The sequence below is a fragment of the Citrobacter sp. Cf118 genome (assembly GCF_030334095.1).
Taxonomy (GTDB): Bacteria; Pseudomonadota; Gammaproteobacteria; order Enterobacterales; family Enterobacteriaceae; genus Citrobacter; species Citrobacter freundii.
Map to the genome: position 1 here is coordinate 609263 of NZ_JAOWES010000087.1, position 26981 is coordinate 636243.

The 26981-nt window shown below is 52.2% G+C and carries 22 protein-coding genes; 13 read left to right on the forward strand and 9 right to left on the reverse strand.

Going from position 1 to position 26981, the window contains the following annotated elements:
- Window positions 1–116: 116 nt before the first annotated feature.
- From OGX67_RS18260 to roxA, 4 genes are all read left to right on the forward strand, one after another.
- Complete coding sequence (locus OGX67_RS18260; protein WP_071696755.1) at window positions 117–1286, forward strand: tyrosine-type recombinase/integrase; 1170 nt, start codon at window positions 117–119, stop codon at window positions 1284–1286.
- Between the two features lie 73 nt (window positions 1287–1359).
- On the forward strand, window positions 1360–2031 hold the full coding sequence (gene phoP / locus OGX67_RS18265; RefSeq protein WP_003030783.1) for a two-component system response regulator PhoP: 672 nt from the start codon (window positions 1360–1362) through the stop codon (window positions 2029–2031).
- Window positions 2031–3494: a two-component system sensor histidine kinase PhoQ gene (gene phoQ, locus OGX67_RS18270; protein WP_003030784.1), complete on the forward strand. Its 1464-nt coding sequence runs from the start codon at window positions 2031–2033 to the stop codon at window positions 3492–3494. The genes phoP and phoQ overlap by 1 nt, the downstream gene beginning before the upstream one ends.
- 92 nt (window positions 3495–3586) lie before the next feature.
- Window positions 3587–4708 carry a [50S ribosomal protein L16]-arginine 3-hydroxylase gene (roxA, locus tag OGX67_RS18275; protein WP_257651399.1) on the forward strand — a complete coding sequence of 374 codons (1122 nt, stop codon included), beginning with the start codon at window positions 3587–3589 and terminating at the stop codon, window positions 4706–4708.
- Window positions 4709–4810: 102 nt separating this feature from the next.
- On the opposite strand, the gene pepT is transcribed toward roxA, so the two are convergent.
- A complete protein-coding gene (gene pepT / locus OGX67_RS18280) occupies window positions 4811–6037 on the reverse strand; it encodes a peptidase T (RefSeq protein WP_257651398.1) in 1227 nt (408 codons plus the stop codon).
- Window positions 6038–6287: 250 nt separating this feature from the next.
- Here pepT and potA point away from each other — a divergent pair, with 250 nt between their 5' ends.
- From potA to potD, 4 genes are read left to right on the forward strand one after another with little or no spacing between them, the layout of a single operon-like run.
- The gene (gene potA, locus OGX67_RS18285) at window positions 6288–7424 is read left to right on the forward strand and encodes a spermidine/putrescine ABC transporter ATP-binding protein PotA (protein WP_003030791.1); all 1137 of its coding nucleotides are present in this window, start codon (window positions 6288–6290) and stop codon (window positions 7422–7424) included.
- Window positions 7408–8265 (forward strand): spermidine/putrescine ABC transporter permease PotB, encoded by an 858-nt coding sequence (gene potB / locus OGX67_RS18290; RefSeq protein WP_046670510.1) that lies wholly within the window; start codon window positions 7408–7410, stop codon window positions 8263–8265. Before potA ends, potB begins: the two co-directional genes overlap by 17 nt.
- Entirely contained in the window at window positions 8262–9041 is a 780-nt protein-coding gene (gene potC, locus OGX67_RS18295; RefSeq protein WP_003030794.1) for a spermidine/putrescine ABC transporter permease PotC, read from the forward strand. Before potB ends, potC begins: the two co-directional genes overlap by 4 nt.
- Before the next feature lie 27 nt (window positions 9042–9068).
- Window positions 9069–10115, forward strand: a complete 1047-nt coding sequence (gene potD, locus OGX67_RS18300) for a spermidine/putrescine ABC transporter substrate-binding protein PotD (protein ID WP_003030797.1) — start codon at window positions 9069–9071, stop codon at window positions 10113–10115.
- A 99-nt stretch (window positions 10116–10214) separates the two neighbouring features.
- Here potD and cobB read toward each other — a convergent pair whose 3' ends face one another.
- From cobB to lolC, 5 genes are all read right to left on the reverse strand, one after another.
- Window positions 10215–11036, reverse strand: a complete 822-nt coding sequence (cobB, locus tag OGX67_RS18305; RefSeq protein ID WP_003030799.1) for a Sir2 family NAD+-dependent deacetylase — start codon at window positions 11034–11036, stop codon at window positions 10215–10217.
- Between the two features lie 15 nt (window positions 11037–11051).
- Entirely contained in the window at window positions 11052–11963 is a 912-nt protein-coding gene (nagK, locus tag OGX67_RS18310) for an N-acetylglucosamine kinase (RefSeq protein WP_003030802.1), read from the reverse strand.
- An 89-nt stretch (window positions 11964–12052) separates the two neighbouring features.
- Window positions 12053–13297, reverse strand: a complete 1245-nt coding sequence (gene lolE, locus OGX67_RS18315) for a lipoprotein-releasing ABC transporter permease subunit LolE (protein ID WP_003030804.1) — start codon at window positions 13295–13297, stop codon at window positions 12053–12055.
- Window positions 13297–13998, reverse strand: a complete 702-nt coding sequence (gene lolD, locus OGX67_RS18320) for a lipoprotein-releasing ABC transporter ATP-binding protein LolD (RefSeq protein WP_032949062.1) — start codon at window positions 13996–13998, stop codon at window positions 13297–13299. Before lolD ends, lolE begins: the two co-directional genes overlap by 1 nt.
- Window positions 13991–15190: a lipoprotein-releasing ABC transporter permease subunit LolC gene (lolC, locus tag OGX67_RS18325; RefSeq protein WP_257651488.1), complete on the reverse strand. Its 1200-nt coding sequence runs from the start codon at window positions 15188–15190 to the stop codon at window positions 13991–13993. Before lolC ends, lolD begins: the two co-directional genes overlap by 8 nt.
- Window positions 15191–15451: 261 nt before the next feature.
- Between lolC and OGX67_RS18330 the strand changes: the two genes are divergently transcribed.
- The 3 genes from OGX67_RS18330 (at window position 15452) to ldtC (ending at window position 21196) form a co-directional block, all read left to right on the forward strand.
- Window positions 15452–16516 carry an acyltransferase family protein gene (locus OGX67_RS18330; protein ID WP_257651397.1) on the forward strand — a complete coding sequence of 355 codons (1065 nt, stop codon included), beginning with the start codon at window positions 15452–15454 and terminating at the stop codon, window positions 16514–16516.
- Between the two features lie 118 nt (window positions 16517–16634).
- Entirely contained in the window at window positions 16635–20081 is a 3447-nt protein-coding gene (mfd, locus tag OGX67_RS18335; protein ID WP_071696752.1) for a transcription-repair coupling factor, read from the forward strand.
- Between the two features lie 149 nt (window positions 20082–20230).
- On the forward strand, window positions 20231–21196 hold the full coding sequence (gene ldtC / locus OGX67_RS18340) for a L,D-transpeptidase LdtC (protein WP_016149995.1): 966 nt from the start codon (window positions 20231–20233) through the stop codon (window positions 21194–21196).
- An 85-nt stretch (window positions 21197–21281) separates the two neighbouring features.
- Here the strand turns inward: ldtC and bhsA are convergent, their stop codons facing one another.
- Entirely contained in the window at window positions 21282–21539 is a 258-nt protein-coding gene (gene bhsA, locus OGX67_RS18345; RefSeq protein WP_003030810.1) for a multiple stress resistance protein BhsA, read from the reverse strand.
- Window positions 21540–21782: 243 nt separating this feature from the next.
- Between bhsA and comR the strand changes: the two genes are divergently transcribed.
- Together comR and OGX67_RS18355 are read left to right on the forward strand one after the other, a co-directional pair.
- The gene (gene comR, locus OGX67_RS18350) at window positions 21783–22418 is read left to right on the forward strand and encodes a TetR family copper-responsive transcriptional repressor ComR (protein ID WP_003030812.1); all 636 of its coding nucleotides are present in this window, start codon (window positions 21783–21785) and stop codon (window positions 22416–22418) included.
- A gap of 255 nt (window positions 22419–22673) precedes the next feature.
- Window positions 22674–24854 carry a TonB-dependent siderophore receptor gene (locus OGX67_RS18355; protein WP_204583716.1) on the forward strand — a complete coding sequence of 727 codons (2181 nt, stop codon included), beginning with the start codon at window positions 22674–22676 and terminating at the stop codon, window positions 24852–24854.
- Between the two features lie 57 nt (window positions 24855–24911).
- Here OGX67_RS18355 and OGX67_RS18360 read toward each other — a convergent pair whose 3' ends face one another.
- Together OGX67_RS18360 and ndh are read right to left on the reverse strand one after the other, a co-directional pair.
- Entirely contained in the window at window positions 24912–25451 is a 540-nt protein-coding gene (locus OGX67_RS18360) for a glycine zipper 2TM domain-containing protein (protein WP_003030814.1), read from the reverse strand.
- Window positions 25452–25619: 168 nt separating this feature from the next.
- On the reverse strand, window positions 25620–26924 hold the full coding sequence (ndh, locus tag OGX67_RS18365; RefSeq protein ID WP_003030815.1) for an NADH-quinone dehydrogenase: 1305 nt from the start codon (window positions 26922–26924) through the stop codon (window positions 25620–25622).
- Window positions 26925–26981 lie beyond the last annotated feature (57 nt).

Sequence of the window (26981 nt, forward strand, 5' to 3'; positions counted from 1 at the left end):
TTGATCTGTAAATCCATGTCACCTTTCCTCAATTGGCGAACTCTCCGTGATGATTTACTCGGTAATGCTCATAAGGGCATTTCAGTCCCCCCATACCCATCCCGTATGGTTTTAGGGTGTATTCAGGCAATCTTCGCGCGTTCATAACAAGCGAAATACAGCTCGGTAAGTTCGACTATGCGGAACGTTTCCCGGAATCCAAAGCGCTTAAGAAGTTCATCACAACCAAAAAAATCACCACGTTTAAAGAACTGAGTGATTTTTTTACAGACACCAAAGCCTTAGAGGTATCTGGTGCAACACTGCTATCGATGACTTCGGTCGTAAATACGTTACTGCGTGTAATCGGAGAAAATACCCGTCTGGTAGATATTGAGCATGCCGACATTTTGCATTACCGAAAGGAGTTATTGACCGGGACAATTATTAACCCGGCAATGCCGAATCTGGCCAGGCAGGGCCGCGCGCCCTCAACAGTCAATAAACAGATGGCAGTTTTATCAGAAATGCTTAAGCTCGCAAACCGAAGCCAGTTTATATTGCATGCTCCTTATGAAGGAGTGTCGCGACTCAAGTTATCTAAAAATGATCCCGACCCACTATTACTTCATGAGTACCAGGCACTGATAGCCGTCCTTCCCCGTAGCCAGGCATTAATCATCATTGTTGCCGTTCATACGGGGATGAGGCCGGGCGAGATATGCGCCCTGGCATGGGAAGATATTGATTTGGTAAAAGGTGAAATCCACGTATCCAGAAGTTTGACGAATAAGCGAGTATTTGTACCCCCTAAGACAGATGCCGGAATAAGGACGATAACGTTGCTTAAACCTGCTCTGGATGCACTGAAGGAACAATACGAAGTCACCGGCGCTAATCCGAAGCAAGAAATTCGATTTCACCATCGGGAGATCGGAAAAACTGAGCAGCAATCTCTTCGCTTCGTTTTTTCACCGACAGCATATTCGTCAAAAAAAGGCAGTTACTTCTCCAAGAACTCGATTGCCTATGGCTGGAAGCGAGGCACTAAACTTGCAAATATCCGCGAAAGGAATCCTTATCAGTCACGGCATACCTACGCATGCTGGACGTTGATGGCCGGAGCGACCCCGTCATTCATAGCGAGTCAGATGGGACATGAAGATGCGCGCATGGTGTACGAGGTTTACTCCAAGTGGATTGGCGACATGAACCAGGATCAGGTCAACATGCTGAACAATCAGATGCCAACGGCACTGCCCCCAGGACGCCCCCACGGGCAGGGGAGCATGAGAAAAGTTATTTAATTTCATAGCGCTGCTTTCAATCCACATAATCAGCGTTAAACTATTCATACCATTATTTTAGGGAGAAACGATGATGCGCGTACTGGTTGTCGAGGATAATGCTTTATTACGCCACCACCTCAAGGTTCAGTTACAGGATTTAGGGCATCAGGTGGATGATGCAGAAGATGCGAAGGAAGCGGACTATTATCTGAATGAGCATCTGCCGGATATCGCGATCGTTGATTTAGGGCTCCCCGATGAAGATGGTTTGTCGCTAATCCGCCGCTGGCGCAGTAATGAGGTTTCGCTGCCAATTCTGGTATTAACCGCGCGCGAAGGCTGGCAGGACAAAGTGGAAGTCCTCAGTGCAGGCGCTGATGATTATGTCACCAAACCGTTTCACATCGAAGAAGTGGCTGCACGCATGCAGGCACTGATGCGTCGAAACAGCGGTCTGGCATCGCAAATTATCTCCCTTCCGCCTTTTCAGGTGGACCTCTCCCGACGCGAGTTATCCGTCAATGATGAAGTTATCAAGCTCACAGCGTTTGAATATACCATTATGGAAACACTCATCCGTAATAATGGCAAAGTGGTCAGTAAAGATTCGCTCATGCTGCAGCTTTATCCGGATGCCGAGCTGCGCGAAAGTCACACTATTGATGTTCTGATGGGGCGTCTACGTAAAAAAATTCAGGCGCAATATCCGCATGAGGTGATCACTACCGTGCGTGGCCAGGGATATCTTTTTGAACTGCGCTAATGAATAAACTATTGCGTCATTTTTTCCCGTTATCGCTGCGGTTACGCTTTTTACTGGCAACTGCAGGCGTGGTGTTGGTGCTGTCGCTGGCCTACGGCATGGTTGCCCTTGTGGGTTACAGTGTCAGCTTTGATAAGACCACGTTCCGCTTGCTGCGGGGTGAAAGTAATCTATTCTATACCCTGGCAAAGTGGGAAAACGGCAAGATAAACGTCGAGTTGCCTGAAAATCTCGATATGCAAAGCCCAACAATGTCGCTGATCTATAACGAAAGCGGTGAGTTGTTGTGGGCGCAGCGCAATGTTCCCTGGTTGACGCAAAGTATCCAACCGGACTGGCTAAAAACGAACGGTTTTCATGAAATTGAAGCCAATGTAGACGCCACCAGCACCTTACTGGGCGAAGATCACTCCGCTCAGCAACAGTTAAAAGAAGTCAGAGAAGATGACGACGACGCCGAAATGACCCACTCCGTGGCGGTAAACGTCTACCCTGCTACTGCCAGAATGCCGCAACTGACCATTGTGGTTGTCGATACCATTCCAATAGAGCTAAAGCGCTCGTATATGGTCTGGAGCTGGTTTATTTATGTCCTGGTCGCCAATCTGTTGCTGGTCATTCCGCTGTTATGGGTGGCCGCGTGGTGGAGCCTGCGGCCGATTGAATCGCTGGCGCGTGAAGTCCGTGAGCTTGAAGAACATCATCGTGAGATGCTAAACCCCGCCACCACACGCGAATTGACCAGCCTGGTTCGTAATCTCAATCGGCTGTTAAAAAGCGAACGTGAGCGTTATGACAAATACCGCACCACGTTAACAGACCTCACCCATAGTCTGAAAACACCACTGGCGGTATTGCAGAGTACTCTGCGCTCAATGCGTAATGAAAAGATGAGCGTCAGCGACGCAGAGCCTATCATGCTGGAACAAATCAGCCGTATTTCCCAACAGATAGGCTATTACCTGCATCGCGCCAGCATGCGTGGCAGCAGTGCCCTACTCAGCCGCGAACTGCACCCGATCGCGCCGTTGCTGGATAAACTGACCTCGGCACTGAATAAGGTGTATCAGCGTAAAGGCGTCAACATTAATCTCGATATCTCACCTGAAATCAGCTTTGTGGGCGAACAGAATGATTTTGTCGAAGTGTTGGGCAACGTACTGGATAACGCCTGTAAATATTGTCTGGAGTTTGTCGAGATTTCAGCGCAACTGTCTGAGGATCAGCTGCATATTCTGGTTGAAGATGATGGTCCTGGTATTCCGCAAAGCAAACGGGAAGTGGTGTTTGACCGTGGACAGCGCGTAGATACGCTACGTCCAGGACAAGGCGTCGGTCTGGCGGTGGCGCGAGAAATCACCGAACAGTATGACGGGCAGATTATTGCCGGTGATAGCCTGCTGGGTGGCGCGCGCATGGAAGTTATTTTTGGCCGCCAGCAGCCGGGCCAGAAAGACGAGTAATCGTCGCATGTAATAAATATGTACTGACTTCACGCTTGAGGTTAAGTATCCGTTATAATCGGTTGCAGATACCAGCCTGCGGGATGCTCATTATGGAATACCAACTCACACTTAACTGGCCCGATTTTCTTGAACGCCACTGGCAGAAACGCCCGGTGGTCTTAAAACGCGGGTTTAACAATTTTATTGATCCTCTCTCTCCTGACGAACTGGCTGGACTGGCAATGGAAAGCGAAGTCGACAGCCGACTCGTCAGCCACCAGGACGGAAAATGGCAGGTTAGCCACGGTCCCTTCGAAAGCTACGACCATCTTGGCGAGAACAACTGGTCTTTGCTGGTGCAGGCGGTCAACCACTGGCACGAGCCAACTGCCGCGCTGATGCGCCCGTTCCGTGAAATACCGGACTGGCGCATCGACGATCTGATGATTTCTTTCTCTGTCCCCGGCGGCGGCGTTGGCCCGCACCTGGATCAGTACGATGTATTTATCATTCAGGGTACCGGTCGTCGTCGCTGGCGCGTAGGTGAAAAACTGCAGCTGAAACAGCACTGCCCTCACCCGGATCTCCTTCAGGTCGACCCGTTTGAAGCTATCATCGATGAAGAGCTGGAGCCCGGCGATATCCTGTACATTCCACCGGGATTCCCGCACGAAGGTTATGCGCTGGAAAACGCGATGAACTATTCGGTCGGTTTCCGTGCGCCAAACACTCGCGAGCTGATCAGCGGGTTCGCCGATTACGTTTTGCAACGCGAACTGGGTAGCACCTATTACAGCGATCCGGACCTGCCGCCGCGCGATCATCCGGCCGACGTTCTGCCGCAGGAGATGGATAAGCTGCGCGAAATGATGCTCGGGCTGATTAATCAACCAGAACATTTCCAGCAGTGGTTTGGCGAGTTTATTTCTCAGTCTCGTCATGAACTGGATATTGCCCCGCCGGAGCCACCGTATCAGCCAGACGAAATTTACGATGCCCTGAAGCAAGGTGATGCGTTAGTGCGTCTGGGCGGATTGCGTGTATTGCGTATTGGCGACGACGTCTACGCTAACGGTGAGAAAATTGATTCGCCGCATCGTCCTGCCCTGGAAGCGCTGGCCAGTCATATTGTGCTGACGGCTGAGAACTTTGAGGATGCGCTGGAAGATCCTTCTTTCCTTGCCATGCTTGCCGCGCTGGTCAACAGCGGGTACTGGTTCTTCGAAGGGTAATGCGAAGAGTGCCTGATGCGACGCTACGCGTCTTATCAGGCACTCTGGAGTGTAATAATGTAGGCCGGATAAGCGAAGCGCCATCCGGCAACTACACATACTTTATTTTTGTTTCGCGGCCAGTTCAGCAATACGCACAATCACCTGTACCGCTTTTTCCATTCCTTCCAGGGTTACAAACTCATGTTTACCATGATAGTTGTAGCCACCGGTGAACAGATTCGGACACGGTAATCCCATAAACGACAGCGGCGCGCCGTCAGTGCCACCACGGATCGGTTTCAGCACCGGCTCAATATCGCAATCGCGCATCGCCTGCTGGGCGATATCCAGTACGTGCGGATGCTCAATCACTTTTTCGCGCATATTGTAGTAACTGTCTTCAATCACCAGTTCGATATAGCAGTCGGGGTGTAACCCTTTACCGACCTTCTTGGCGATATCCATGATCTTGCGTTTACGCGCTTCAAACTGCTTACGGTCAAAATCACGAATAATGTAGTGCATATCCGCCCGATCGACCGTCCCTTTCATGCTCGCCAGATGATAAAAGCCTTCGTAACCTTCCGTCTTTTCCGGGCTTTCATCTGCCGGAACCTCTGCATGAATACGCGCCGCCAGCGACAGCGCATTCACCATCACCCCTTTTGCGGTGCCGGGATGCACATTGTTGCCAACAATTTTAATATTAACCGACGCAGCGTTGAAGTTTTCAAACTCCAACTCACCTACGCCACCACCGTCAACGGTATAGGCCCACTGCGCATCGAATGCCGCAACGTCAAAATGCTTCGCCCCTTTACCCACCTCTTCGTCCGGTGTAAAGGCCACGCGGATATCGCCATGCGGAATATCTTTTTGGATAAGCACAGCCAGTGCGGTCATGATTTCCGCCACGCCTGCTTTATCATCCGCGCCCAGCAACGTTTTACCATCTGTAGTGATCAGCGTCTGACCCAGAAGTTGATGCAGCACCGGGAACATCACTGGCGATAAAACTTCATCACCAATGCCTAACGCAATATCGCCACCGCGATAGTTTTCAACAATTTGCGGATTGACATTTTTACCACTGAAATCCGGTGAGGTATCCACATGGGAAATAAAGCCGATCGCAGGAATATTGCCAGCAACGTTAGCGGGTAACGTTGCCATCAGCGTGCCTTTTTCGCTCAGTGAAATATTAACCAGTCCCATCTCTTCGAGCTGTTGTTTGAGCAGTTGTAATAATTTCCACTGTCCTTCGGTGCTGGGTACCTGCCGCACGCCCGATTTTGATTGGGTGTCCAGCGACACGTAGTGTAAAAAACGCTCAAGTAGTTTATCCATGCAGTCACCCTCACTTTTTGTGACAACATTATCAATAAGCAACAAAAGACAAATATTGCGTCAGGTCACTTTTATCCCCGCAAGTGAGAATATTTCGCCCTGACATCCCCTCTGACTATAGGGCTAAGTCAGTAATTCGCAACAAGGATTGGCGATTACAATGGTTTGCCGTAGAATAACGGCCCTCATTAAGAGTCATCAAGGTGGTTAACCACAAACCCCGCATCGGTCAGCCATCCGTTGCGTTTACATGGGACAGAGTAAAAAATTGAATAAACAACCGCGTTCGCTTTCTCCACTGGTGCAATTAGCGGGAATTCGCAAAAGTTTCGATGGCAAAGAGGTGATTTCCAGCCTGGATTTGACCATCAATAATGGCGAGTTTCTTACGCTGCTTGGCCCCTCTGGCTGCGGTAAAACAACCGTTCTTCGCCTGATTGCCGGTCTGGAAACGGTTGATTCCGGTCATATTATGTTGGACAACGAGGACATTACTCACGTTCCAGCGGAAAACCGCTACGTGAATACCGTCTTCCAAAGCTATGCGTTATTCCCCCACATGACCGTATTTGAGAATGTGGCCTTTGGTTTACGCATGCAAAAAACGCCCGCAGCCGACATTTCTCCCCGCGTTACCGAAGCCCTGCGCATGGTGCAACTGGAAGAGTTCGCCCAGCGAAAACCGCATCAACTTTCCGGCGGCCAGCAGCAGCGCGTAGCGATTGCCCGAGCTGTGGTCAACAAACCCCGCTTACTCTTGTTAGATGAATCCCTCTCTGCGCTGGACTACAAACTGCGTAAGCAGATGCAGAATGAACTGAAAGCTCTGCAGCGTAAGCTTGGTATCACTTTTGTCTTTGTCACACACGATCAGGAAGAAGCGCTGACAATGTCTGACCGCATCGTGGTGATGCGCGATGGTAAGATTGAGCAGGACGGTACACCGCGCGAAATCTACGAAGAGCCCAAGAATCTGTTCGTCGCCGGGTTTATCGGCGAGATCAATATGTTTAACGCCACGGTGATTGAACGTCTGGATGAACAGCGTGTTCGTGCTAACGTTGAAGGCCGCGAGTGCAATATTTATGTCAACTTCGCGGTGGTTCCCGGACAAAAGCTGCACGTCCTGTTACGTCCTGAAGATTTGCGTGTAGATGAAATCAACGATGATAATCATATCGAAGGCCTGATCGGCTACGTGCGCGAACGCAACTACAAAGGCATGACGCTGGAGTCGGTTGTGGAACTGGAAAATGGCAAGATGGTGATGGTCAGCGAATTCTTCAATGAAGACGATCCTGACTTTGACCACTCTCTCGACCAGAAAATGGCGATTAACTGGGTAGAAAGCTGGGAGGTCGTACTGGCTGATGAAGAACACAAGTAAATTCCAGAGTGTGGTGATCGTCACCATTGTCGGTTGGCTTGTGTTATTTGTCTTTCTGCCCAACCTGATGATCATCGGTACCAGCTTTTTGACCCGCGACGACGCCAATTTCGTCAAAATGGTCTTTACGCTGGAGAACTATACGCGCCTGCTCGATCCGCTCTATTTTGAGGTGCTGGTTCACTCCCTCAATATGGCGCTGATTGCCACGCTCGCCTGTCTGGTACTCGGCTACCCGTTTGCCTGGTTTTTGGTGAAACTGCCGGAAAAAGTGCGCCCGCTGTTGCTGTTCCTGCTGATTGTTCCGTTCTGGACCAATTCACTTATTCGCATCTACGGACTCAAAATTTTCCTCAGTACCAAAGGCTATCTCAACGAGTTTCTGTTATGGCTCGGGGTTATCGATACACCCATTCGCATCATGTTTACCCCCAGCGCGGTGATTATCGGGCTGGTATACATCCTGCTACCGTTTATGGTGATGCCGCTCTATTCCAGCATTGAAAAACTCGATAAACCGCTGCTGGAAGCCGCACGCGATTTAGGTGCCAGTAAACTTCAGACCTTCACCCGCATCATTATTCCGTTGACGATGCCGGGGATTATCGCCGGATGCCTGCTGGTCATGCTGCCCGCAATGGGGCTGTTTTACGTTTCCGACTTAATGGGCGGCGCGAAAAACCTGCTGATTGGCAACGTGATTAAAGTTCAGTTCCTGAACATCCGTGACTGGCCATTTGGTGCAGCCACCAGCATTACGCTGACCATCGTGATGGGTCTGATGCTGCTGATCTACTGGCGTGCCTCGCGCTTGCTGAACAAGAGGGTGGAACTCGAATGATCGGTCGACTGCTCCGCGGCGGTTTTATGACCGCTATCTACGCGTACCTGTATATTCCAATCATCATTCTGATTGTGAACTCCTTTAACAGCTCGCGCTTCGGCATCAACTGGCAGGGTTTTACTACCAAATGGTACGGCCTGCTGATGAATAACGACAGCCTGTTGCAGGCGGCGCAGCACTCGCTGACGATGGCGGTGCTATCCGCCACGTTTGCCACCTTGATCGGCTCACTCACTGCGGTTGCGCTGTACCGCTACCGTTTTCGCGGTAAACCGTTCGTCAGTGGCATGCTGTTCGTGGTGATGATGTCGCCAGATATTGTGATGGCAATATCTCTGCTGGTGCTGTTTATGCTGATCGGCATTCAACTGGGTTTCTGGTCGCTGTTGTTCTCACATATCACTTTTTGTCTGCCTTTTGTGGTGGTGACAGTTTACTCACGCCTGAAAGGTTTTGATGTACGCATGCTTGAGGCTGCTAAAGATTTGGGTGCCAGCGAAGTAACTATTCTGCGCAAGATTATACTGCCACTGGCTATGCCTGCGGTGGCTGCAGGTTGGTTGCTGAGCTTTACGCTGTCGATGGATGATGTCGTCGTTTCGTCCTTCGTTACCGGACCGGGTTATGAAATTCTGCCATTAAAAATCTACTCAATGGTCAAAGTCGGTGTATCACCAGAGGTGAACGCGCTGGCGACCATTTTGTTGGTTCTGTCGCTGGTTATGGTGATCGCCAGCCAGCTTATTGCACGTGATAAAACCAAGGGCCGCTGAGGCCCTTAATTCAGGGGACGTTAAATGATGAAAAAATGGTCACGCCACCTGCTCGCGGCGGGTGCTCTGGCACTGGGCATGAGCGCCGCTCACGCGAATGACAACAACACGCTCTATTTCTATAACTGGACCGAGTATGTCCCGCCAGGGCTGCTGGAACAGTTCACCAAAGAGACCGGCATTAAGGTTATCTATTCGACCTACGAGTCGAACGAAACCATGTACGCCAAGCTCAAAACCTATAAAGACGGCGCATATGATCTGGTGGTTCCGTCCACCTATTACGTCGATAAAATGCGTAAAGAAGGCATGATCCAGAAGATCGACAAGTCGACGTTGACCAACTTCCACAACCTCGATCCGGAAATGCTCAACAAGCCGTTTGACCCGAACAATGACTACTCCATCCCGTATATCTGGGGTGCGACGGCCATTGGCGTAAACAGCGATGCTATCGATCCGAAAACCGTCACCAGTTGGGCCGATCTATGGAAACCGGAGTACAAAGGCAGTCTGCTGTTAACGGATGATGCGCGTGAAGTGTTCCAGATGGCGCTGCGCAAGCTGGGATACTCCGGCAATACCACCGACCCGAAAGAGATTGAAGCTGCCTATAACGAGCTGAAGAAACTGATGCCTAACGTCGCGGCGTTTAACTCTGACAACCCGGCCAACCCGTATATGGAAGGTGAAGTCAATCTGGGGATGGTGTGGAACGGCTCCGCATATGTTGCGCGTCAGGCAGGTACACCGCTGGAAGTGGTATGGCCTAAAGAAGGCGGCATTTTCTGGATGGATAGCCTGTCTATTCCGGCTAACGCGAAAAACAAAGAAGGTGCGCTGAAGCTGATTAACTTCCTGCTGCGCCCGGACGTAGCGAAAGAAGTTGCGGAAACTATTGGTTATCCGACGCCAAACCTGGCAGCACGTAAGCTGTTAAGCCCTGAAGTCGCAAATGATAAAACCCTGTACCCTGATGCAGAAACAATCAACAAAGGGGAATGGCAGAACGATGTCGGTTCCGCCAGCGCTATCTATGAAGAGTATTATCAGAAGCTGAAAGCAGGACGCTAATTGCCCTCCTCGTAGGCCGGATAAGACGCGTCAGCGTCGCATCCGGCGCATCATCACTGCCCGATGGCGCTACGCTTATCGGGCCTACGCCATCCGTTCTCACAGACCTTTCAATAACTTCTCAACAAACTCTGGCACCACCTGGCTTGCCGGACCGTAATACTTCTCTTCAAACTCGCTGCCAACCTGGCTCGGTTCGAGATTTAGTTCTACCGTATGTGCCCCATGCAGCCGCGCCTCATGCACAAAACCCGCAGCCGGATAAACATGTCCCGATGTGCCAATCGCAATGAATACATCCGCCATTGCCAGCGCCATGTAAATTTCATCCATGCCCAGCGGCATTTCACCAAACCACACCACGTGTGGTCGCAGCGGTGCCGGAAATTGACAGCAGTGACATTTATCTTCCGGGGTCACATCGTCCTTCCATTCCAGAATCTGCCCGCTTTGCGAGCAGCGAACCTTGAGCAGTTCGCCGTGCATATGGATAACGTTCTGGCTGCCCGCACGCTCATGCAGGTTATCAATGTTCTGCGTCACCAGTAAAAAACGGTCGCCCAGTTCGGCTTCGAGTTTTGCCAGTGCGATATGCGCCGCGTTGGGCTGGATTTCTGGCTGTTGCAATTGATGGCGACGGGCGTTATAAAACGACTGAACCAGTTCCGGGTTTCGACTAAATCCTTCCGGAGTCGCAACGTCCTCAACCCGATGTTCTTCCCAGAGACCATCCGCCGCGCGGAAGGTTCGAATTCCTGACTCAGCGGAGATTCCCGCTCCCGTCAGTACCAGCACTCTTGGTTTTTCCATCAATTCAGGCACCACTCTGTCTCTGAAAAAGATTCGTTGACGCAGGCGATCGCGCAAATGGCGTTTATTTTTACGAAAGCGGCTTAACCGATGACCCCGACGCGACAGCATAACAACCTCTTTGTATTAATCGGTAAGATGTAGGAAAGCAGCCCCGCGCATCCCGCCGGCATCACCGTGCCGTGCCTGCTCAATACGCGGTACCCGGGCAACTGGCAACAGATGACGTGGCAGTCGGTCCGTCAGTTGCGTCGTAATAGCGGTAAAATTCGACAAGCCTCCGCCAATCACCACCAAATCAGGATCGACGATAGTCAGGATATTCCCAAGACACACCGCCAGCAAATCCAGATAGCGTTCAACGTGTGCACGCGCATGTTCATCGCCCTGCTCCCACAACGCGATAATTTCACGGGCATCCAGCGGTTGATGGTAGTAATGCTGATACAACCACGCAAATCCACCGCCGGAAAGATAGCTTTCGATGCATCCCAGTTGGCCGCATCCGCAGCGGCGCAGCGGGAAATCAAAGCCCATCAGCGTCAGCGCATCAACCGGCAAACGAATATGACCAAACTCGCCGGTGATATAGCTGCGTCCGGTGATGGATTTCCCGTTAAGCACCAGGCCGCCGCCAACGCCCGTACCGAGGATCAACCCCATCACCAGCGGATATTGGGTAAACTCGTCATCCCAGGCTTCGGAGAGAGCAAAACAGTTCGCATCGTTATCCAGACGCACATCGCGGTCAAGGCGAGCGCTAAGATCGGCGCGGAGCGGTTTGCCACTGGCGGCAGGAACGTTGGCCGCGTACAACGTGCCGTCTTCCGTTTCCGGCATGCCAGGAATCCCGATACCGACCGAACCTTTGATACCAAAACGCTGGTCAGCTTCCGTCACCAGATTGCAGACCGCATCAAGGAAAGCGTCGTAGCTGTCGCGAGGTGTAGGGACGCGAGTTTCCCATTGCAGACGACGTTGCTTATCAAACACGCCCAGCGCAATTTTGGTCCCGCCGATGTCAAATCCGTAATACATCACCGCTCCTTGATACACGTCATCCTTCAAGATGCCTCTGCGTTGGCTACGCCTTGATGCAGCATGAATGCTGTCGTGTATTATTGTTGTTATTGGCCGCTAAGTACTCTCGCAGGATCAATATTGCTGGCGCGACGCGCCGGATACCAACTTGCCAAAAGACTCAGCACGAGTGCTGTCACCAGCACGTAAATCACATCCAGCCAGTGTAATTCCGATGGCAGGAAGTCAATGAAATAGATATCGCCGGACAGGAACTGATGACCGATAAGCGCCTCGATTCCGTTGATGATCGGCGTCAGTTGCAACGAGACAACCACCCCAATGACGACGCCTATCAGGCTACCAAACAGACCCGCCAGCAGGCCGTACCAAACAAAAATGGCACGGATCAACCCATCTTTTGCCCCAAGGGTTCTTAATACCGCAATATCGCCGCTTTTGTCTTTTACCGCCATCACTAACGTGGAAACGATATTAAAGCAGGCCACACCAATCACCAGCACCATCGCCAGATACATAATGGCGCGAATCATCTGGATATCGCGATACATATAGCCATAAGTACCGATCCAGCTCTTAATATAAACATAGTTATTGGTCACTTCGCCCGCGTCCCGCACCAGCTTATTGGCGTTAAACACGTCGTTAACCTTCAGCGCAATCCCGGAAACGCTGGTTCCCATATCCAGATATTGCTGCGCATCTTCCATTGGGATCATGGCAAAGCTGTGATCGAGTTGGCCGCTCAGTTGCAGGATCCCAGTAACGTGTAAACGCACGCGTTTAGGCTGCTGTAATTTATGATCCGCGCTGGCGTTAGGGATCATAATCGACACCCAGTCGCCCTGCTTCACTTTCAGCGCATCGGCAATACCCTTACCAATGATGATTTGTTGTTCACCGGCTTTAAAATTATCCCAGGCGTGGTTTTGCACGAAGGATGGCAGTGCGCTTAAACGCTGTTCCTGTTTTGGGTCAACGCCCTTCACCTGCACCGCGCGTAAGTTCGCCCCGCTCTCTACCAGTCCGGTAAAGTTGATATAAGGCGCCGCGGCGACAATACCCGGCACTTTTTGTACTTTGTCGAGCGCTTCCTGCCAGTTATTCCACGGCTGATTTACGGCTTCAATCTCTCCGTGTGGGACTACGGCCAGAATACGGTTGTTCAGCTCACGCTCAAATCCGTTCATGGCACTTAAACCAACGATCAACACCGCCACACCCAACGCGATGCCAACGGTGGAAATCACAGATATCAGCGAAACCATACCGCCGCGCCGCCGACCACGGCTAAAGCGCAGACCAATCAATAACGATAAAGGCGAAGCCATTACTCAGCTCCCATCAGGCTCAGTTCAGCCGTCAGGCGACCATCGCGCATTTCAAGCTGGCGGCTCATCCGCTTCGCCAGTTGCAGATCGTGCGTCACCACCAGAAATGCCGTGCCCTGAGAGCGGTTCAGCTCGCCCAGAAGCTCGAAAATGCTATCCGCGTTACGCGCATCCAGGTTACCCGTTGGCTCATCCGCCAGGACCAGACGCGGGTTATTCACCAGCGCACGAGCGATGGCCACACGCTGGCGTTCGCCGCCAGACAGTTCAGACGGGCGATGACTGGCACGATGATCCAGTCCTACGGCTTTCAGCATATCCCGTGCGCGCTCGGTTATTTCAGCCGTTTTTTTCTTGCCGATCAGCAGCGGCATCGCTACGTTTTCCAGCGCGGTAAAGTCCGGCAGTAAATGGTGGAACTGGTAAATAAAGCCCAGCTTCTGATTGCGCAGTTCCGCTTTCGCCGCCGACGAGAGCTTGCTCATCGGCTGACCGCTAAAAATCACGTCGCCGGAAGTCGGCGTATCCAATCCGCCCAGCAGATGCAGCAGCGTACTCTTTCCGGAGCCAGAGCTGCCGACAATCGCCATCATCTCACCTTCGCCGACGCTAAAACTGACATCGTGCAGGACATCGGTCTGCACAGTGCCTTCCTGATAGCGTTTGCACAGGTTGTCGCATTGCAACAGGATCTTATTCATAACGTAAAGCCTCAGCGGGTTGAGTGGCGGCAGCGCGCCAGGAAGGATAAAGCGTAGACAGCAGCGCGATGGCCATCGCCACCAGCGCAATGACGATAACCTGCAGCGGCTCGATAGCGACCGGCAGCGCCGCGCCATCCAGCAGCACACCAATAATTGGTATTAAATTGTTCAGTTGACTGGCGAGCAATGCGCCCAGCACCGCGCCAAGCAGCGCGCCGATAATCCCGGCACTGGCCCCCTGAACCATAAACACCATCATTATCTGACGCGGCGTTAGCCCCTGCGTTTGTAGAATCGCCACTTCCCCTTGCTTCTCCATTACCATCAGACCCAGCGAGGTAATAATATTAAAAGCCGCCACAGCCACGATCAGGCTAAGCAGTAGCCCCATCATGTTCTTCTCCATGCGCACGGCCTGGAACAGTTCCCCTTTGCGCTCGCGCCAGTCCTGCCATTTGGTGCCCTGCGGCAGCGTTTGCTGGCTCAGCGTATCAACTTTTAACGGTTCGTTCAGCCACAGACGCCAGCCGGTAATATTGCCCACCGGATAGCGCATCAGGCGGGAAGCATCCTGAATGTTGGTCAGCATCTGGTAGCCGTCTACTTCGCTGTTGGCGGCGAAGGTGCCAATCACCGTAAACAGACGCTGGCTCGGCAAACGTCCCATCGGCGTAAACTGGCTGGCCGAAGGCACCATCACGCGAATTTGATCGCCACGGTTCACGCCCAACTGCCCGGCAAGCTGCTCGCCGAGGATGACATTATACTTACCCGGCTGCAGATCTGTTTGCTTCACATTGACCAGATACGGCGTTAACGGATCTTTTTGCGCCGGATCGATACCGAGCATCACGCCGACCGCCACGCTACGCGCGCTTTGCAGCACCACATCTCCCGTAGTTATGGGTGCAACTCGGTTGACGCCGTTCAACACCACCGCTTTTTCCGGCAGTTGTTGCGGGTTGAGGGAACCCTGTTCAGACGAGAGAACGGCCTGAGGCATCAGGCCAAGAATATTGTTTTGCAGCTCGCGCTCAAAACCGTTCATCACCGACAACACCGTGACCAGCGCCATCACCCCGAGGGTAATGCCAATGGTGGAGAGCCAGGAAACGAAGCGACCGAAGCGATCTGCTGCACGCCCACGCATATAACGCAGGCCGATGAATAGAGCGACAGGTTGGTACATGAAATCCGTCTGGTTGCTGTTAGCAAAGTCACGAGTATATAAGCGAAAGCGGAATGGGTAAATGACTGAACCGTAAGTGTTCGTCAGCACTATTCCTAAAAGTATAAATAAATCAATTCGCTAAAGTTGTCCGTCTTCCCTTCCATCCTGGTCCCTGCTCTTTATCTTAAAAAATCAAAATGCAGACAGTTACGCATTACAGCGCACAGCGGGTTGCGCAGGATGGCAGGCTATAATCAACAATATGGATACGCCGTCTCGATGAATAAAAAAGAACCATGGATTAATAAAATCAAAGGGTTATGTATCTGCCTGGTGGTGATTTACCACTCGGTAATCACATTTTACCCGCACCTCACTACTTTTCAGCATCCGCTTTCAGAGCTGCTGAGCAAATGCTGGATTTACCTCAATTTGTACCTGGCGCCGTTTCGCATGCCGGTCTTTTTCTTTATTTCGGGATATCTGATCCGTCGCTACATTGATAGCGTCCCGTGGACCACCTGCGTGGATAAACGGATCTGGAGTATTGCCTGGGTGCTGATACTCTGGGGTGTGGTGCAATGGCTGGCGTTAGTGACGCTCAATAACTGGCTGGCCCCACAGCGCGATCTGAGCCATGCTGCCAACGCCGCTTATGCTGGTTCGATCGCAGGTTTTACCCACGGGATGCTGACCGCCAGTACCAGCTTGTGGTATCTGTACGCGCTGATTGTCTATTTTGTTCTGTGTAAAATTTTCAGCCGTTGGGCGGTGCCGCTGTTGGCGTTATTTGTGGCGCTGAGCGTGGCGATCAACTTTGTCCCGACGCCGTGGTGGGGAATGAACAGCGTGATTCGCAATCTGCCCTGGTACAGCCTCGGTGCATGGTTTGGCGCAACGCTGATGGTATGGATTAAGGAGGTGCCCCTGCGCCGCCATGCGCTCATTGTTCTGGTTAGCGCAATCGCCGCCATCGTCGCGTGGCTGGCAAATGTCTCACTATTACTTTCTCTTCTTTCCATTGTGCTGATCATGAAGCTGTTTTATCAGTTTGAGCTGCGCTTTGGTATGCGTGAGTCCGGCCCGTTAAGCGTGATTGGTGCCAATACCATCGCCATCTACACCACCCACCGAATTCTGGTTGAGCTGTTCAGCTTAACGCTAATCCCCAACATTAATCATGCCGCCTGGCCTGCATATGCAGAGCTGGCCCTGCTGTTGGTGTATCCATTCGCCTGCCTGCTGCTGTGCACCTTGTTTGGCCTGTTGGTGCGTAAAATTTCACAAAAAACAGTGGCCGACCTGCTCTTTTCCCCGCCTTCTTTATCGGTCGTTTCGCGCTAACCCCAACGCGCTTTTTGCCCCCATCAGGGGGCGAATCAATTTGCTTATGAGAAACGATCACGGATAATAAAGAACATTGCTTATCAGATGTATATCTAAACGAGAACCTGACAACCGAATGCCTGAACAACATCGTTACACGCTCCCAGCGAAAGCTGGCGATCAGCGCCAGTTGGGTGAGCTTACCGGTGCCGCCTGCGCAACGCTGGTCGCCGAAATCGCCGAACATCACGCCGGTCCAGTGGTGCTGATCGCGCCGGACATGCAAAATGCTTTGCGCCTGCATGATGAAATTCGTCAGTTTACCGACCAGATGGTGATGAACCTGGCCGACTGGGAAACGCTGCCCTATGACAGTTTTTCTCCCCATCAGGAGATTATCTCTTCGCGTCTCTCTACGCTGTATCAACTGCCTGCCATGCAGCGAGGCGTACTGATCGTTCCGGTAAATACCCTGATGCAGCGTGTCTGTCCGCACAGCTATCTGCACGGGCATGCGCTGGTCATGAAAAAAGGTCAGCGGCTTTCGCGCGACGCCCTGCGCGAACAGTTGGATAGCGCTGGCTATCGCCATGTTGATCAGGTCATGGAACACGGCGAATACGCCACGCGCGGCGCGTTGTTGGATCTGTTCCCGATGGGCAGCGAGTTGCCTTATCGTCTGGATTTCTTTGATGACGAAATCGACAGCCTGCGTCTGTTTGATACCGACACCCAGCGCACGCTGGAAGAAGTCGATGCCATTAATTTGCTCCCCGCGCACGAATTCCCGACTGACAAAACGGCCATCGAGCTATTCCGTAGTCAGTGGCGCGATACCTTTGAGGTTAAACGCGACGCCGAACATATTTATCAGCAGGTCAGCAAAGGCACGTTACCTGCGGGTATTGAATACTGGCAACCGCTGTTTTTCAGCGAGCCGCTGCCGCCGCTGTTCAGCTACTTCCCCGGCAATACGTTATTGGTCAATACCGGTGATATCGAGACCAGCGCAGAACGCTTCCAGGCCGATACCCTGTCACGCTTTGAAAATCGCGGTGTTGATCCGATGCGCCCGCTTCTGCCGCCGGAATCGCTGTGGCTGAGGGTTGATGAGCTGTTTTCTGAACTTAAACGCTGGCCGCGCGTTCAACTGAAAACCGAGAGTCTGGCGAACAAAGCTGCGAATACCAACCTCGGGTTCCAGAAGCTGCCGGACATCGCCGTGCAGGCACAGCAAAAATCACCGTTAGATGCGTTACGTAAATTCCTTGAGGGCTTTACCGGCCCGGTGATTTTCTCGGTCGAAAGTGAAGGCCGACGTGAAGCGCTTGGCGAGTTGCTCGCTCGTATCAAAGTGGCACCGAAGCGGATATTGCGACTCGATGAAGCCGTAGATAACGGTCGTTATCTGATGATTGGCGCAGCTGAGCACGGCTTCATCGATAGCAAACGCAATCTGGCACTCATTTGTGAAAGCGATTTGCTTGGGGAACGCGTGGCGCGTCGCCGCCAGGATTCGCGTCGCACCATCAACCCGGATACCTTAATTCGTAACCTTGCAGAGCTGCATCCCGGTCAGCCGGTAGTGCATCTGGAACACGGCGTGGGTCGCTATGCCGGGATGACCACGCTGGAAGCTGGCGGTATCACCGGTGAATATCTGATGCTCACCTATGCCAACGACGCCAAACTGTACGTGCCGGTGTCGTCACTGCATCTGATCAGTCGCTATGCGGGCGGTGCAGAAGAGAATGCGCCACTGCATAAACTGGGCGGCGATGCCTGGTCACGCGCCCGACAGAAAGCCGCTGAGAAGGTGCGCGATGTCGCGGCAGAGCTGCTGGATATTTATGCCCAGCGCGCGGCGAAAGAAGGCTTTGCCTTTAAGCATGACCGTGAACAGTATCAGCTGTTTTGCGACAGCTTCCCGTTTGAAACCACGCCTGACCAGGCGCAGGCGATCAACGCTGTACTCAGCGATATGTGTCAACCGCTGGCCATGGACCGCCTGGTGTGCGGCGACGTCGGTTTTGGTAAAACCGAAGTCGCGATGCGCGCCGCTTTCCTTGCCGTAGAGAACCACAAACAGGTTGCCGTGCTGGTTCCGACTACCCTGCTCGCACAGCAGCACTTCGACAACTTCCGCGATCGTTTTGCCAACTGGCCAGTACGCATTGAGATGTTGTCCCGTTTCCGTAGCGCCAAAGAGCAAGCGCAGATTCTGGAACAGGTTGCCGAGGGGAAAATTGATATTCTCATCGGCACGCACAAGCTGCTGCAAGCGGATGTGAAGTTAAAAGATCTGGGTCTGCTGATTGTCGATGAAGAGCACCGTTTCGGCGTTCGCCACAAAGAACGCATCAAGGCGATGCGCGCGGATGTCGATATTCTGACCCTGACGGCAACGCCTATTCCGCGTACGCTCAATATGGCGATGAGCGGCATGCGCGATCTGTCGATCATCGCCACGCCGCCCGCTCGTCGTCTGGCGGTCAAAACCTTCGTGCGCGAATACGACAGCCTGGTGGTACGCGAGGCGATCCTGCGTGAAGTTCTGCGCGGGGGACAAGTTTATTATCTGTTTAACGACGTCGAAAATATCCAGAAAACCGCTGACAGATTAGCGGAACTGGTGCCGGAAGCGCGTATTGGCATCGGCCACGGGCAAATGCGCGAGCGCGAGCTGGAACGCGTGATGAACGATTTCCACCATCAGCGTTTTAACGTGCTGGTGTGTACCACCATTATCGAAACCGGGATCGACATTCCGACCGCCAACACCATTATCATCGAACGCGCCGATCACTTTGGTTTAGCGCAATTGCACCAGCTGCGCGGTCGTGTGGGACGCTCACACCATCAGGCGTACGCCTGGCTGCTGACGCCGCATCCAAAAGCAATGACCACCGACGCGCAAAAGCGTCTGGAAGCCATCGCCTCGCTGGAAGATTTAGGTGCAGGATTTGCGCTGGCGACCCACGACCTTGAAATTCGCGGCGCCGGGGAACTGCTGGGTGAAGATCAAAGTGGTTCCATGGAAAGCATCGGCTTCTCGCTGTATATGGAGTTGCTGGAAAATGCGGTCGATGCGCTCAAAGAAGGGCGTGAGCCGTCACTGGAAGATCTCACCAGCCAGCAAACCGAAGTTGAATTGCGTATGCCGTCTCTGCTGCCGGATGACTATATACCGGATGTTAACACCCGACTATCGTTCTACAAGCGCATTGCCAGCGCGAAAGTCGAAAACGAACTGGAAGAGATTAAGGTCGAGCTGATAGATCGTTTTGGCCTGCTGCCCGACCCGGCTCGTACGTTGCTGGATATCGCTCGTTTACGCCAGCAGGCGCAGAAACTGGGGATCAGAAAGCTCGAAGGTCATGACAAAGGCGGTACCATTGAATTTGCCGAGAAAAACCACGTCAACCCGGTCTGGCTGATTGGTTTACTGCAAAAACAACCGCAACACTTCCGTCTGGACGGCCCAACCCGACTGAAATTTATGCAGGATCTGGGCGAGCGTAAAACGCGGATCGACTGGGTCCGCCAGTTTATGCGTCAGCTTGAAGAAAACGCCGTAGCATAGTGAACAGGCCGGGTGAGCACACCACTCACCCGGCCTGATGAATTTACAAACTCTTTGCACTTCCCTGCACTTCCAGACACAGCAAACCGCCATAATTCTCGTTTACTTTTACATAATAAAAACCACGTAAAAACAATGGATTTATGGTGATGTTAAACAATAAACGACTCTCTCGCTGGCTCGCGTTTTTTACGCTGGCAGCGACCTTCGCGTTAGCACTTCCGGCTCAGGCAAACACCTGGCCGCTGCCACCGCCGGGAAGCCGTCTGGTGGGCCAGAATACCGTTCACGTTGTTGAAGATAATGGCGGTTCTCTGGAGGCGATTGCGAAAAAATATAATGTCGGCTTTTTAGCGCTGCTGCAGGCCAACCCCGGCGTTGATCCTTACGTACCACGTCCGGGCAGCGTGCTGACTATTCCATTACAAACTCTGCTACCTGACGCCCCGCGCGAAGGTATTGTTATCAACCTCGCCGAACTGCGTCTTTATTATTACCAGCCGGGGACCAATTCGGTGACCGTTTATCCTATTGGTATTGGTCAGTTAGGTGGTGACACGCTGACGCCTACGATGGTAACCACCATTTCTGATAAACGCGCCAACCCCACCTGGACGCCGACGGCAAATATCCGCGCGCGATACAAAGCAAACGGAATTGACCTGCCTGCCGTTGTACCTGCCGGTCCGGATAACCCGATGGGCCATCATGCAATTCGCTTAGCGGCATACGGCGGCGTTTATCTGCTGCACGGCACCAATGCTGACTTTGGCATCGGCATGCGCGTCAGTTCCGGCTGTATTCGTCTGCGCGACGGTGATATCGAAACCCTGTTCCGTCAGGTAACGCCCGGAACTAAGGTCAATATTATCAATACGCCGATCAAAGCATCCGTTGAGCCTAACGGCGTGCGGCTAGTAGAAGTGCATCAGCCGCTGTCCGAAAAAATCAATGACGACCCGCAACTGTTGCCAATCGTGCTGAACGCGTCCATGCAGACATTTAAAAATGCGGCGCAAACAGATGCCGCCGTCATGGATCATGCGATGGAGATTCGCTCAGGCATGCCGGTCGATGTGACCCGTCATCACGACGTTGCTCAACAGCCGATGTAAACTCTGCACATAAAAAACCCCCGCTGGATTTTATTCCGCGGGGGTTTTTTATTTAACTCGCAGTGGCATTGCGATGGGTTAAATCTTATTTGTAGATAACAGCAGTCCCATGAAGGGTGTTAGGGCCGGTAACGGAAGTAATACGGAAAGACTTCGCACCCATCTCATCGGCTTTCTGCGCCAGTTGGTCTTCCAGTGAACCTAAGTTAGTCCCCGCATTCGCAGAAATAGTACCGACTTTCTCTTGACCCGCAGGTGTGGACTGAACTTCAACAGCGGCGAAGCTTGCAAATGACAGTGAGCTAAGAACAGCAGCAACAAACAGGGTTTTTACGTTTTTCATGATAGTGACCTTTAGCAGATGAATGGGTGTCGAAAAGATTAACTTAACGATCGATAGGTAAATCATAGATGTGATCCAGGTCACACGTCAATACTTTTTTATAATGATCGTTATATAAAATATAAAGGTCTTATTTTTCATACCAATAGCTATATTTTATTTTTATCGTGAATCCGCTGGAGTGTGCAGTCGAATATTTTTATAATGGTTGTTCAATAAACCCAACAAAGGTACATCGGCGCCATGACAACTGAAACGACAGGTTGTGCAAAAAAAAGCCGTGGCCGACCAAAAGTGTTCGACAGGGAAGCCGCGCTTGATAAGGCCATGACACTCTTCTGGCAGCACGGATATGAAGCGACCTCGCTCGCCGATCTCGTAGAAGCTACCGGCGCAAAAGCGCCCACGCTGTATGCGGAGTTCACCAATAAAGAAGGGTTGTTCCGTGCCGTACTGGACCGCTACATCACCCGCTTTGCGGCGAAACACGAAGCCCAGCTGTTTTGTGAAGAAAAAAGCCTTGAGTCCGCACTGGAAGACTATTTCACCGCCATAGCGACCTGCTTTACCAGCAAGGACACCCCGGCGGGATGTTTCATGATTAACACTTCTGCGACGCTGGCAGCCTCTTCCCGCGATATTGCGCATACGGTGAAATCCCGCCATGCGATGCAGGAACAGACGCTTACTCAGTTTCTTCATCAGCGTCAGCAACGAGGTGAAATCCCCGCCTACTGTGACGTGCAAAAACTGGCTGAATACCTGAACTGTATTTTACAAGGTATGTCGATCAGCGCCCGTGAAGGTGCAACGTTTGAAAAACTGATGCAGATCGCACGTACCACCCTGCGGCTGTGGCCCGAACTCGTCAAAGCTTAACCCTTTCCCGCAATTCCCCCGCTGTACTAACCCCCCCGGGAGCTGATAAAGCCCCCGGTTAGATTCCCGTTCCATTGTCCCTACATTTTTCATTGTTTTCATCGTGTTATCCGATCATTTTTTGTAAAAGGTATTGATAACGACAATTGTTATCAGCAATATTCGCATTTGTTTTAATGCCTGTTTCACAATGTAACCATCGGTTTCTCTACCGCCATAACAAAAACAGATCGACTCTTTTTAAAAGGAATACAAATGAATAAGCGTCTCTGGGTGCTCAATCCTCTCCTGTTGTCTTTAACCCTCCCGGCCATTGCGGCTGAGGAAGAGAACCTCATCGTCAGCGCCAACCGTAGCCAACGCACCGTGGCAGAAATGGCGCAAACGACCTGGGTTATTGAAGGAAGCGAGATTGAACAACAGGTTCAGGGGGGGAAAGAGTTCAAGGATGTTCTTGCTCAGTTAATCCCAGGAATCGATGTCAGTAGCCAGGGGCGTACAAACTACGGCATGAACATGCGTGGTCGCGCCATTGTCGTGCTCATTGACGGTGTCCGTCTGAACTCCTCGCGAACCGACAGCCGTCAGCTTGACTCCATTGACCCGTTTAACATTGCGCACATTGAAGTCATTTCAGGCGCAACCTCACTTTATGGCGGTGGCAGTACCGGCGGATTAATCAACATCGTCACCAAAAAAGGCCAGCCGGAGCGTGAAGTAGAACTCGAACTGGGGAGCAAAAGCGGCTTCAACAACAGTAATGATCATGATGAACGCGTTGCCGCGGCGGTGAGTGGAGGAACAGATCGCGCTTCCGGGCGTATGTCCGTCGCGTATCAACGATTTGGCGGCTGGTATGACGGTAATCACGATGCCCTGCTGCTGGATAACACCCAAACCGGGCTACAGCACTCCGATCGTCTGGACGTGATGGGCACCGGGACGATTGAACTTGACGACAACCGTCAGTTGCAACTGGTTACACAGTATTACAAGAGCCAGGGGGATGATGATTACGGGCTGGATCTCGGCGAGAACATGTCCGCCGTGACCGGAAGCGGTAAAGCTTATACCAGCAGCGGACTGAATTCCGATCGTATTCCCGGCACCGAACGTCATCTGATCAGCCTGCAATATTCAGATGCGGATTTTTTCGGCCAGAACCTGGTCAGCCAAATCTATTACCGCGACGAATCGCTGAAATTCTATCCTTTCCCGACGCTCAGCAAAGGTAAGGTCACCAGTTTCTCCGCATCACAGCAGGACACAGACCAGTTTGGCGCCAAAATTACCCTCAACAGCCAGTTGATGGATAACTGGGAGCTGACGTGGGGTATCGATGCCGATCACGAGACCTTCGATTCCAATCAGAAATTCTTCGATCTGGCCTGGTCCCTGCCCTCTGGCGGCATGGATAACCGCACCGCTTATACCACCGGGCGTTACCCCGGTTACAGCATCACCAACTTCGCGCCTTTCCTGCAAAACAGCTATGACATTAACGACATCTTTACCCTCAGCGGCGGCGTGCGCTATCAATGGACCGAAAACAGGGTTGATGATTTCGTTGGCTATGCTCAACAGCAGGGAATAGCGACCGGGCTTGCGAACTCTGCCGATACCATTCCGGGCGGCAAAACCGATTACGATAATTTCCTGTTCAACGCCGGTATCCTCGCCCATCTGACTGACCGTCAGCAAACGTGGTTTAATTTCTCTCAGGGCGTGGAGCTTCCGGATCCAGGGAAATATTACGGTAACGGCACCTATTCGCTGGTTGGCGATCATTACCAGCTCCAGCGCAGCGTCAACGTGGCGGATTCACGTCTGGAAGGGATTAAAGTTAACTCGTACGAACTGGGATGGCGCTACACCGGCGATAGTCTGCGCACGCAACTGGCCGCTTACTACTCGACTTCGGATAAATCGATCGTTATCAACCGCAGCGATATGACCATTAACGTTCAACCCGACGATCGCCGCATTTATGGCATTGAAGGCGCGGTGGATTATTTCATTGCGGATACGGACTGGAGCCTGGGCGGCAACTTCAATGTCATTAAATCGGAAGTGAAACAGAACGGTAAATGGCAAAAATGGGATGTGACTCTGGCCTCACCGTCGAAAGCAACCGCATGGGTCGGCTGGGCACCAGAACCGTGGACCTTGCGCGTACAGAGCCAGCAAACATTTGATCTGACCGACGCCAGCGGCAATAAGCTGGATGGCTATAACACCATGGACTTTATCGGCAGCTATCAGCTCCCGTTGGGTAAGCTGACCTTTAGCGTGGAAAACCTGCTGAATGAAGAGTACACCACGCTGTGGGGACAACGTGCGCCACTGCTGTACAGCCCAACCTACGGCAGTCCGTCACTGTATGAGTACAAGGGCCGGGGCCGCACCTTTGGTCTGAACTATGCCTTAACCTTCTGATAAAAAAAGCCCCCCAGCCTGAGCGAATGGGGGGCTAATGTTCAGGATAATGCTATTTTACGCTTTGTTATTCAGTACCAACTGTCCGTTGTTATCCAACGGAATTTGCGCGCCGGGGTCCTTATCCATACGGATTTTCCCCTGCTGATCGCCAATTTTGTACGTCACGTCGTAGCCCAGCATCTTTTCAGATTTGTCATACACCGTTTTACAACGCTGCTGCGTGGTGGTGTAAGTATCGTTTTCCTGCATCGAACCCTGAATCTGATTACCTGCATAGCCGCCGCCTAAAGCCCCGGCCACGGTGGCAATATCTTTACCACGTCCGCCGCCAAACTGATGGCCAATAACGCCACCCGCAACCGCACCCAATACGGAACCCGCAATACGGTTTTCATCTTGAACCGGCTTACGGTGCGTGACAGTTACGTTCCGGCACTCCTGACGCGGTGTTTTTACCGACTCTTTAATCGGTGTTGCAGAGACAACTTGCGCATACTGTGGGCCACGCTCGAAAACGTTCAGACTGGCCACTGCTGCAACACCCAGCGCAGCAGCTACGCCAATCCCTATACCCGCCAACATTGATTTATTCACGGGACTTCCTCCTTTTTTGCTATTAGCAACAACTTTGCAACAGAAGGTAAGGAATGCCAATCAGATTACGGATGAAAATAGCAGGATGAGGCACGAACGCAGGATGATTCGGAGAACTCTGAAGGAAGGCGCCGGATGCGTAAAATCATCCGGCGCCACAAGTCGATATTAATGCAGTTTCAGACGCGGGCGAATCACCCGGTTGATACTGCCGACCAGCATCATCAGGCCGGTTTTGAAGTAGCCGTGCAAAGCAATCTGGTGCATGCGGTACAGTGAGATGTATACAAAGCGCGCAATACGCCCTTCCACCATCATCGAACCACGAGTCAGGTTGCCCATCAGGCTACCCACGGTAGAAAAGTTAGAGAGCGAGACCAGAGAGCCGTGATCTTTGTACTGATACGCTTTCAGTGGCTTGCCGTTCATCTGTGCCAGAATATTGTTCATCGCACAGGTCGCCATCTGGTGTGCTGCCTGAGCGCGCGGAGGCACAAAACCCCCTTCCGGGCGAGCGCAGGAAGCGCAGTCACCAATCGCGTACACGTCAGGATCGCGCGTGCTCTGCAGAGTTGGCTCAACCACCAGTTGGTTAATACGGTTCGTTTCCAGACCGCCAATGTCTTTCATAAAGTCTGGCGCTTTGATACCCGCCGCCCACACCATCAGGTCGGCTTTAATGTATTCGCCATCTTTGGTGTGCAGTCCGCCTTCGTCAGCGCTGGTAACCATCGTCTGGGTCAGTACGCGTACGCCCAGTTTGGTTAACTCATTATGCGCAGCACCGGAAATACGCGGCGGCAACGCAGGCAGAATGCGCTCGCCAGCTTCCACCAGCGTAACGTTCAGCGCGTCGTTGGTCAGTCCTTTGTAACCATAGCTGTGCAGTTGTTTTACCGCATTGTGCAGCTCAGCGGAGAGCTCAACCCCCGTCGCACCACCGCCCACAATGGCGATATTCACTTTTCCGTTAGCGCCCAGATTCGCGGAATACTTCAGGAACAGATTCAGCATCTCCTGGTGGAAACGACGCGCCTGATGCGGGTTATCGAGGAAAATGCAGTTTTCTTTCACGCCAGGAGTGTTGAAATCGTTGGAGGTACTGCCCAACGCCATCACCAGCGTGTCATACGGCACTTTACGCTCAGGAACCAGCAGATCCCCCTTCTCATCGCGCAGCTCAGCGAGAGTAATGGTCTTCGCTTCACGATCGATATCTATCACCGAACCTAACTGAAACTGGAAGCCATGGTTACGGGCATGTGCCAGATAGCTCAGCGCATCCACGCCTTCATCCAGTGAACCCGTCGCCACTTCATGCAGTAACGGTTTCCACAAATGACTGTGGTTTCTGTCTACCAGTGTGATTTTGGCCTTTTTCTTACGCCCGAGTTTTTTACCCAACTGCGTCGCCATTTCCAGTCCGCCAGCACCGCCGCCGACAATCACGATCCTTTTCAATGGTGTAGTCAACGTGACCCCCTCAAATTTATTAACCAATTGTTAATTAAAAGTTATTAATATAGCTCT